This is a genomic window from Pseudomonas fluorescens, assembly GCF_018614775.1.
Classification (GTDB): Bacteria; Pseudomonadota; Gammaproteobacteria; order Pseudomonadales; family Pseudomonadaceae; genus Aquipseudomonas; species Aquipseudomonas fluorescens_BY.
In genome coordinates this window covers 1-10,051 of record NZ_JAGGOF010000054.1, presented here as the reverse complement: position 1 = coordinate 10,051, position 10,051 = coordinate 1, and the positions used below count along the sequence as shown (strand labels likewise).

Annotated in this window: 6 protein-coding genes; 4 read left to right on the top strand and 2 right to left on the bottom strand. The window is 62.9% G+C overall.

Annotated features, from left to right (window positions below; genetic code table 11):
• Window positions 1-72: 72 nt before the first annotated feature.
• Window positions 73-510 carry a carboxymuconolactone decarboxylase family protein gene (locus J7E36_RS15810; RefSeq protein WP_215004477.1) on the bottom strand — a complete coding sequence of 146 codons (438 nt, stop codon included), beginning with the start codon at window positions 508-510 and terminating at the stop codon, window positions 73-75.
• 204 nt (window positions 511-714) lie between these two features.
• Between J7E36_RS15810 and J7E36_RS15805 the strand changes: the two genes are divergently transcribed.
• The gene (locus J7E36_RS15805; protein ID WP_215004475.1) at window positions 715-2,148 is read left to right on the top strand and encodes a PLP-dependent aminotransferase family protein; all 1,434 of its coding nucleotides are present in this window, start codon (window positions 715-717) and stop codon (window positions 2,146-2,148) included.
• Window positions 2,149-2,429: 281 nt separating this feature from the next.
• Window positions 2,430-2,837 carry a cupin domain-containing protein gene (locus J7E36_RS15800; RefSeq protein WP_215004473.1) on the top strand — a complete coding sequence of 136 codons (408 nt, stop codon included), beginning with the start codon at window positions 2,430-2,432 and terminating at the stop codon, window positions 2,835-2,837.
• Between the two features lie 202 nt (window positions 2,838-3,039).
• Here J7E36_RS15800 and J7E36_RS15795 read toward each other — a convergent pair whose 3' ends face one another.
• Window positions 3,040-7,908, bottom strand: coding sequence for an NAD-glutamate dehydrogenase (locus J7E36_RS15795; RefSeq protein ID WP_215004471.1), 4,869 nt, complete (start codon window positions 7,906-7,908; stop codon window positions 3,040-3,042).
• A 464-nt stretch (window positions 7,909-8,372) separates the two neighbouring features.
• Here J7E36_RS15795 and J7E36_RS15790 point away from each other — a divergent pair, with 464 nt between their 5' ends.
• Window positions 8,373-8,726, top strand: a complete 354-nt coding sequence (locus J7E36_RS15790) for a hypothetical protein (protein ID WP_215004469.1) — start codon at window positions 8,373-8,375, stop codon at window positions 8,724-8,726.
• 275 nt (window positions 8,727-9,001) lie between these two features.
• Window positions 9,002-10,027: a LacI family DNA-binding transcriptional regulator gene (locus J7E36_RS15785; protein ID WP_331275389.1), complete on the top strand. Its 1,026-nt coding sequence runs from the start codon at window positions 9,002-9,004 to the stop codon at window positions 10,025-10,027.
• Window positions 10,028-10,051 lie beyond the last annotated feature (24 nt).

The window sequence follows — 10,051 nt, the reverse complement described above, 5'->3', positions numbered from 1 at the left end:
AGCCTGCTCGCGATAGCGCCCTGCCAAACGCCGCTGAAGCTTGCTGCTCCAATCAGGGCAATGGGGCAGTACTCAACCCGGGCTCTGGCGAAAACTCACGGCCAGCCGGTTCCAGCTGTTGATCGTGCTGATCGCCATTGTCAGGTCCACCAGTTCCTCTTCACTGAAGCAGGTGCGGGCCAAGGCGAAGACATCGTCCGGCACCTGGCTTTCGGCCAACAGCGTCACCGCTTCGGTCCAGGCCAGGGCGGCGCGCTCGCGGGGCGTGAAAAAACCGCTGTCGCGCCACACGGCCACCGCGTAGAGACGCCGCTCGGTTTCGCCCAGGCGCCGCGCGTCCACCGAATGCATGTCGGTGCAGAATGCGCAGCCATTGAGTTGCGAGGCCCGGATCCTGATCAATTGCAGCAACGCCGGTTCGATACTCAGGCGACTGGTAACGGCCTCCAGGCCGATCATGGCTTTCATCGCGCCGGGAGAGGCACTGTAGTAATCCAGACGCGGGCTCATGGTGGGCTCCGTGGCGATCGGACTGTCACGGTAGGCCTTGGGGTCGTTCGACGACAGGTCCAATTCGTCGAAAAAAGCCGGGCCATCGCACCCCCAGGCCAATCGGCAGGATTTTCTCCACGCAACTTCAAAGCGGCAGCACAATGCGGGTAACCTTGCGCCTTTGACGCTGGCGGCCAACCAATCGCCCAGGAGCCTGCGGGTATGGAACTTCATGTTGTCATCAACGGCCGCAAGGACCTGGCGAGCCAGCTGTATCAACAATTGCGCAGCGCCATCGAAGGCGGTCGCCTGGCCGCCGGTACGCAATTGCCGCCCAGCCGTTTGCTGGCCGAACAACTGGGCGTCTCACGCAAGACCGTTTCCGACACCTATGCGCAGCTGACCTACGAAAACTTTCTCACCGGCATCATCGGCAAAGGCACCTACGTCAATGCACGGCCGGCTCGCATCGTGCGCAAACAAAGCCACCGCGAACTGGCCGGTGCCGATGTCGTCGAGGCCTGGCGCACCATGCCGGACCTGATGCGTCATCCCACCCACGACAGCGCGCTGCGCTATGACTTCATCGGCGGCGCCACCGGCAAGGGCCAGTTTCCGCTGGATGACTGGCGCCGCTGCACCGCCCACGCGCTGCGCCAGATCGCCAGCGCCAAGGGCTTCTACAGTCAACCCGCAGGCTTGCCGGCGTTGCGCAACGCCATTGCCCGGCACATCGCCTTTTCTCGCGGGGTCAATTGCCAGGATGAAGACGTGGTGGTGTGCAACGGCGCCCAGCAGGCCCTGGACCTGATCTCGCGGGTACTGACGCGCCCCGGCAGCCTGGTGGCGATGGAAGACCCCGGTTATCCGCCGGCGCGGTTGCTGTTCGGTTCCCAGGGCGCCACGGTGGTGGGGGTACCGGTGGACGAGCAAGGCCTGCGGGTGGATCTGATTCCCGACGGCACGCGGCTGATCCATGTGACGCCTTCCCACCAGTTTCCCCTGGGCATGCCCATGAGCCAGGCACGCCGCGAAGCCTTGCTCGCACGAGCCTATGAGCTGGGGGCGATCATCATTGAAGACGACTACGACAGCGAGTTCCGTTACGAAGGGCGGCCCGCCGATTCGCTGCAGAGCCTGGATGAGCGCGGGATCGTGGCGTACGTCGGCACCTTTTCCAAGACGCTGTTGCCGGAACTGCGGCTGGGTTACGCCATCCTGCCGCCGGCGATCCTCGAAGCGGTGATCCTGGCCAAGCGCCTCACCGACCAGCACACCTCCACCCTACCCCAATGGGCCTTGGCCAAATTCATCGCAGAGGGTTGCCTGCTCAAGCACATCCGTCGCTGCCATACCCTGTATGCCGGCCGGCGCGAGCGGCTGCTGGCACGGATGGCCGGGGACTTGTCGCCGTGGTTCGAAGCCGTGCCGACCACCGCCGGCTTCCACATGGCGGTGTTGTGCAAGGTGCCCGTGGACCTGGCACTGGTCATCGAACTGGCGAAAAAAGTCGAGGTCGGGCTGTACAGCATCGAGGGTTTTTTCAATGAAGCGCCGGTGCGACCGGGCCTGTTCTTTGGTTTTGGCGCGATTGAAACCCTGGACATCGACATCGCCCTGGACCGTTTGCGGGACATCTTGCTGCAAGTTGCCTGAGGATTGGACTGGCTATTTGATCGTTCCCTCGCTCCCGCGTGGGAACGCCGCCAGGGACGCTCCGCGTTCCGCCTCTGGAAGGTGACGCGGAGCGTCACGGGATGCATTCCCACGCAGAGCGTGGGAACGATCAGAAAAGGTGTGCGCTTGAGTGAGGGGCGCGGCATTGGTCTCCCCGCCTTCCGACAGATTGGACGTTTGTTTGCCCTACCGGGGGGCTTAGGGTGGATGCATCGACGCGAGAGCGCGAATTCCCACGAACCCATGAAGGTCAAGCCACCATGAAAACCCTCTGCCTGTTAGCCGCCCTCAGCCTGCTGCCCATCGCAAACGTCTATGCCCACGAAGCCGGGCCTTCGGAGAAGGTCAGCGTGTTGCAGGAACAGATGCTGAAAAACCTGCCGGGTAAAAAAGCCCTGATGCTGACCGTCGACTACGCGCCGGGCCAATTCTCCAGCGCCCACAAGCATGAGGGCACGGCCATGGCTTACGTGCTCGAAGGCGCCATTACGTCGCAGGTCAAGGGCGAGCCGGCCATCACTTACAAGGCCGGGGAGTTCTGGTACGAGGCGGCGGGCTCCGAGCACCTGGTCTCGAAGAACGCCAGCGCGACCCAGCCGGCGAAGTTGCTGGTGTTCATGGTATTGGGGGAGAAAGAGGCGGTACTGATCCCCCTGAAAACTGACTGACAGCACCCGTTTTCCCCTGTGGGAGCGAGCCTGCTCGCGATAGCGGTGGACCGGTCGCCTTGAGGTTGACTGACACACCGCCATCGCGAGCAGGCTCGCTCCCACAGGGAGATCCTTGCCTGGCAGGTAGACTTCAGCGCGGATATAGCGCGCACAAAAAAGCCCCGCATCTCTCAATGCGGGGCTTTTTGTTCACGCCGGATCAGTTGGCCGTTACGACCGTCTGACCTGCCAGCGCCAGGTCCAGCAGTTCGCGGTTGGCGACTGCGTACATGGCGTAGTCGGTGCCGCTGGCGGCACGGATGTCCACCAGCATGGCGCGCCAGCGCTCGACCAGGTCCTGGTGCTGTTGCAGCCACAGCGCCAGGCGGGTTTCCACGTCCTGGGTACCGTCGCCCTCTTGCAGGACCGAGATGGTGATCGCCCGTTGTTGCCAGTCGACATCATCGCGGAACGCTTCGCGGGCCAGGGCCTGCCAGTTGTTTTCCACCGGCAGTGCGCTGATCTGTTGCAGGTACCAGGTCACGTCCAGGGCGCTGCCCACGGCGAAGTAGGCCTTGGCCACATCGGCGGCGTTCTGGCCAGTGACGTCGGACGCCTCGATGATCGGCAGCAAGGTGTACAGGTGGGTGGTGCCTGCAACCATGCGCGCCAGCAGCTCCGGCACACCGGCGGCCACGTAGGCCTGGTAGCGGGTCTGCCAGCCCTCGCGGGTCGGGCCTTCCAGCAATTCGTCGAGCTTGAGGCCCAACGCGGCCAGGTGAGGACCGAAGTGAGCGACGTCACGGGCAGCGTTCTGCTCGTTGCGACGGCTGCGCAGGAACCAGCGAGTCGCGCGACGACCCAGGCGCATCAGCTCATCCATCAGCTCCAGTTGCACGTCGGCGGAAACCTGGTGGTCCAGTGCTTCGATCTGACGGAACCAGTGCGGAAGGTGGAAGATGTCCCGCACGATCACGTAAGCACCCGCCACGTTCGCCGGGCTCATGCCGGTGGACTCTTTCAACCGCTGGACGAAGGTGATGCCCATGTGGTTGACCAGGTCGTTGGCGATCTGGGTGCTGACGATTTCGCGTTTCAGGCGATGGCGACGCATGGCCTCGGAGAACTTGCTCACCAGCGTTGGCGGGAACGCGGTCTCCATGTCGCGGGTCAGGTAATCGTCGTCCGGTACCAGGGAGTTGAGCAGCGCTTCCTTGAGGTCGATCTTGCTGTAGGAGATCAGCACCGACAGTTCGGCACGGGTCAGGCCATGGCCTGCCGCGACACGCTCGGCCAGCTGTTCTTCGGTCGGCAGGAACTCGATGGCACGGTCCAGCTTGCCACGGGCTTCCAGGTCGTTCATCAGGCGCTTGTATTCAGCGATCCGCACGAAAGCGCGGCGCGCCGCCAGGGACAGGGCCTGGGTCTGCTTGTAGTTGTTGCCCAACACCAGGCCACCGACTTCGTCGGTCATGCTCGCCAGCAACTGGTTGCGTTGCTTGTCGGTCATGTCGCCGGCCTGCACCACTTCGTTGAGCAGGATCTTGATGTTCACTTCGTGGTCGGAGCAGTCCACGCCACCGGCGTTGTCGATGAAGTCGGTGTTGGAACCGCCGCCATTGAGGCCGAACTCGACGCGACCCAGCTGGGTCATGCCCAGGTTACCGCCCTCGCCCACGACCTTGCAGCGCAGTTCGTTGCCGTTCACGCGCAATGCATCGTTGGCCTTGTCGCCGACATCGGCGTGGCTTTCGCTGCTGGCCTTGACGTAGGTGCCGATACCGCCGTTCCACAACAGGTCCACCGGCGCCTTGAGCAAGGCGTTCAGCAACTCGGTCGGGGTCAGCTTGTCGGCCTTGATGTCGAAGCGCTCTTTCATCTGTGGCGAGATGGCGATGCTCTTCGCGCTGCGCGAGAAGATGCCGCCGCCTTCGGACATGATGCTGGTGTCGTAGTCGGTCCAGGCCGAACGCGGCAGGTCGAACAGGCGCTTGCGCTCGGCGAAGCTGCTGGCAGGTTCCGGGTTCGGGTCGATGAAGATGTGCAGGTGGTTGAACGCGGCCACCAGTTGCAGCTTCTCGGACATCAGCAAGCCGTTGCCGAACACGTCGCCAGCCATGTCGCCGACGCCCACCACGGTGATGCTGTCTTCCTGGACATTGATGCCGCGCTCGCGGAAGTGGCGCTGCACGCCCACCCACGCACCCTTGGCGGTGATGCCCATCTTCTTGTGGTCGTAACCGGCCGAACCACCGGAAGCGAACGCATCACCCAGCCAGAAGCCGTAGTCGATGGCGATGCCGTTGGCGATGTCGGAGAAGGTGGCGGTGCCTTTGTCGGCCGCCACCACCAGGTACGGGTCATCGTCGTCATGGCGCACGACGTTGGCCGGTGGCACCAGTGCGCCGTCCTTGAGGTTGTCGGTGATGTCCAACAGGCCCGAGATGAAGATGCGGTAGCAGGCAATGCCCTCAGCGGCGATCTCGTCCCGGCTGCCGCCCAGCGGCAGGCGACGGGGCAGGAAGCCGCCCTTGGCGCCCACCGGCACGATCACCGAGTTCTTCACTTGCTGGGCTTTCACCAGGCCAAGCACTTCGGTGCGGTAGTCTTCTTCACGGTCGGACCAGCGCAGGCCGCCCCGGGCGACGTTGCCGAAACGCAGGTGCACGCCCTCGACCCGTGGCGAGTAGACGAAGATCTCGAACTTGGGCACCGGTTTCGGCAGTTCCGGGATCAGGTGCGGGTTGAACTTGAAGCTGAAGTAGGACTTGTTCTGGCCGTTCGCGTCGGTCTGGTAGAAGTTGGTCCGCAGGGTGGCCTTGATCAGGTCCAGGTAGCGACGCAGGATGCGGTCCTCGTTGAGCACCTGGACGTCGTCCAGGGCCGTCAGGATCGCCTGCTCCAGGCGCAGCTGCTTGTCTTCCAGGTCATCGCCGCTGAGTTTGCGCGCCAGGTAGAAGCGGGTCTTGAACAACCGGGTCAGCTCGCGAGCGATGTCGGTGTGGTTGTTCAGGGTGCTGGCGATGTAGCCCAGGTCGAAGCCCAGGCGGATCTGCTTCAGGTAACGGGCATAGGCGCGCAGCAGCGCCACGTCGCGCCATGGCAGGCCGGCGGTCAGCACCAGGCGGTTGAACGCGTCGTTCTCGGCATCGCCACGCACGATGTGGACGAAAGCGTCCTGCAAGGTGTCGTTGAGTTGCTGGATGTCGAGGTCCAGGCCTTCGGCGGCGGTGAAGGCAAAATCATGAATCCAGAATTCGCGGCCATTGGTGTGGCGCAGGCGGTACGGGAACTCACCCAGCACCCGCAGGCCGAGGTTTTCCAGGATCGGCAGTACGTCGGACAGCGCCAGCGGCGTATCGGCGTGGTACAGCTTGCAGTGCAGCTCGCGCTGGCCGGAGACCTGGCCCAGCGGCTGGTAGAAGCTCATGACCAGCGGATTTTTTTCACTCAGGCTCAGCAGGTGCTGCATGTCGACCACGGCCGAGTGGGCGGCGAAGCGCTCACGGTAGCCGGCTGGGAAGCCTTTGGGGAAATCGGCCAGCACGTTGGTGCCCTGGGCTTCGCCGAAGCTTTCGATCACCAGGTTGGCGTAGTCGTCCTTCCAGCTGCGGCAGGCCTGGACCACTTCCCTTTCCAGCAGCAACGGGTCGATGTCGAGACGGTTCTTCGGGTCCACTCGCAGGATCAACTGCACGCGGGCCAGAACGGATTCGGAGAAGAACGTCCAGAATTCGCAGTCCGAGGCCTTCAGGCGATCCATCAGCACTTGCTGGATCTTCTGGCGCACTTCGGTGGAGTAGATGTCCCGTGGCACGTAGGCCAGGCAGTAGCAGAAGCGACCATACGGGTCTTTGCGCAGGAACACGCGGATCTTGTTGCGTTCCTGGATCTGCACGATGGACATCACGGTGCTGAACAGTTCGTCGACCGGGGTCTGGAACAGGTCGTCACGGGGCAGCACTTCGACCACCTGGGCCAGTTCCTTGCCCAGGTGCGCCTTGGGCTGGAAGCCCGAACGACGTTCGATTTCCTCGACCTTGCGGCGGATGTATGGAATGACCCGCACGCTCTCGCCATACACCGAAGAGGTGTACAGGCCCATGAAGCGGCATTCCTTGACGACCTTGCCGTTGGCGTCGATTTCACGGATCGACACGTAGTCCGGGTAGGCCGGACGGTGCACGCGGCTCGGGTGCGCAGCCTTGGCGAACGACAGCAGGGTCGGTTCGCGCAGGTAGCTGACGGCGTAGTCTTCGATGCGCAGGTCTTCGGCGGTGAGGCCGGCACGCAGCAATTTGGTCAGGCCGAGGAAGGAATCCGGGTTGTACTCGATGTGGCCGCCATCGGCTTCGTCGCGCACCACGAACTCTTCGTAGCCGAGGAAAGTGAAGTGGTTGCCCACCAGCCATTCCAGGAAGCTCTTGATCTCGCTTTTTTCGTCACCATCGATGGCGTAGACGCTGTCGTCGAGGCCCGCCAGGATTTCCCGGACCTTGGCTTTCATGGGTTCGAAATCGGTCACTGCCACGCGCACTTCGCCCAGTACCTGCTCAAGTTCCTTGCTCAGGACGTTGAGTTCGGCGGCGTTGGCGCAGCGGTCGATTTCCAGGTACATCAACGACTCTTGCTTGACGTCGTCGCCCTGGGTGCCTTTTGGCAGGACTTCCAGCAACTCGCCCTTGCTGCCGCGACGCACGCTCAGGACGGTGGTTTGCAAGGTATGGATGCTGTAGCCGCGACGGTTCAGTTCGGTGCGGACCGAATCCACCAGGAACGGCAGGTCGTGGTGCAGTACCTCCACCGCCGTGTGGGTCGACTGCCAGCCGTGGCGTTCGTAATCGGGGTTGTAGACACGCACCTGCGGTTGCGCGTGATCGAAGCGCTCAAGCAGGCGCCAGGCGGACAGGGTGCAGCCGGCGAGGTCGGACAGCCGGCGCTGGGTGAGTTCATCGAGGGAAATGATGCCGAAGAATTGTTCAGCGAACAGCGCCACTTGTGGCAGTGCCTGTTCACTGATGTGCTGCGCCAGTGCCGCTTGCAGTTGATGCTGGAAGTCGGCTTTGCTGGCTGCGGTGAAGAACGCCATCTGTGGTACTCCGCTTGGGCTTGTTATTGATGGAAGCGTCGCGTGCAACCCCTTTCGGGGCCGTCGGCCATCCCGCTCCTGATTCTCGGGCAGAGGAAACAGGATGACAGGTGGGTGAAGCTGGACGGGACCCGCAGGTCACATTCCTTCTCCATGTAATTTCCATGTAATGAACACCTGCAAAAAACACCCCGGGGGTGGCCTTTGCAGGTGCACATCCGTTGCGCAGCTTAACGAGTGCGACAACGTGCCTGCTTGCGGCGCTGCGACATATTCGGTCATCGGCTCGCTGTCTGGCGGGTGCGCCCTGACAACCCTAGCAGTCTGGGCCACAAACGGCACCCCAAGGTGTGAAATCGCAAGCGGATTGCGCACCGGTTGGCAGTAACCCAGCAAAAAATCATCGAGACTGGCAAAATCCACTTTTTGCACCCGCAGGGCTCACCGAGCCAGGAGCCATCATCATGCAAATGACCACCGCCCTTCTGATCGCCAACCCGTGCGATGACGAGGAAGACAATATGGCCATGCTCTGCTGCCACAGCGCGCAAGGCGAAATGTTCCTGATGACTCGTTACCCCGACGAAGATGAACTGGAGATCGCCCTCGATGGCGAGCCTTCGACATTGGACGGGGTCAAGGTCACCCTGTCACCGACCCTGCTTAAAATCGAAGTTGCCGCAGCGGACGCCGACGCCCTCGGGGGTGATGATGTGCTGGAGATCAGCCACGACACCGACGCGGCGGACCTGGCGGAGGTTGAATTGACGTTGCAGAACATTCTCAGGGGTACCGGGACCCTCGTCAGGCAGGACTGATGTCAGCGCCTTCATAAACGCCATCGCGAGCAGGCTCGCTCCCACATCTCCGACACGGCACAGTTCCCTGTGGGAGCGAGCCTGCTCGCGATGGCGATAGCTCATCCCCCCCGATAAATCAGACCTTACCCCGAGAACCCAGCCCTCCCACCGACTAAACCACTCCACCACCGGTCGCCCCCTCCACAACACACCCTTGACGACCCACCCGATTCTGATGTTTCCTGAAACCGGTTTCAGGGCCTCTAATAAATTCAACAGGCAGGTCTCCATCCGTGAACTCCTTTTCCGCCGCCCAGCGCAGCCGCGTGACCATGCTTGATGTCGCCGAACGCGCCGGGGTGTCCAAGGCCAGCGTCTCGCGGTTCATCGGTGAAGACCGCGCCCTGCTTTCCGAGGCCATCGCCCGGCGCATCGAGCAGGCGATCAGCGAGCTGGGCTATCGCCCGAACCAGATGGCCCGCGGCCTCAAGCGCGGGCGTACCCGCTTGATCGGCATGCTCGTGGCCGATATCCGCAACCCTTATTCGATTGCCGTGATGCATGGCGTGGTAACCGCCTGCCGTCGCCACGGCTACAGCCTGGTGGTGTGCAACACCGACCGCGATGACGAACAGGAACGCCAGCATCTGGCGCTGTTGCGTGCCTACAACATCGAAGGGCTGATCGTGAACACCCTGGGCCATCACCGTGACGAACTGCTCGAATTGCGCAGTGAGATGCCGCTGGTGCTGGTGGATCGCAAGGTCGACCGGCTCGAAAGCGATCTGGTGGGGCTGGACAACCCGGCGGCCGTCACGATGGCCCTCGATCACCTTGAACAGCGCGGCTACCGCGACCTGCTGATGGTCACCGAACCGTTCGACGGCACCAGTTCGCGGATCGAGCGGGTCGACAGCTTCAAGTCCGGCATCGAGCGACGCCCGGCCCTGACTGGCGCGGTGGTGGAAATCCGCGATCAACTCATCAAGCAGATCCAGACCTTCCTGGCCCACCCGGGCACCGGCCCCAAGGCGTTGTTCTGCGCCAACGGCATTGCCGCCCTGGCCGCCACCCAGGCCTTGCGCGAGTTGGGCTGCCATTTGTTCGACGATGTCGGCCTGATTGCCCTCGACGACCTGGACTGGTACCCGTTGGTCGGCAGCGGCATCACCGCCCTGGCCCAACCCACCGCCGAGATCGGCGCCAGTGCCTTCGAATGCTTGCTCAAGCGCTTGCGCGGCGACAACGGGCCGGTACAGACCCTGGATTTTGCGGCGCGGTTGATTGAGCGTGGATCGACTTTCCGGAGTATTCGGTGATCGGGCCGGCCCCTTCGCGAGCAA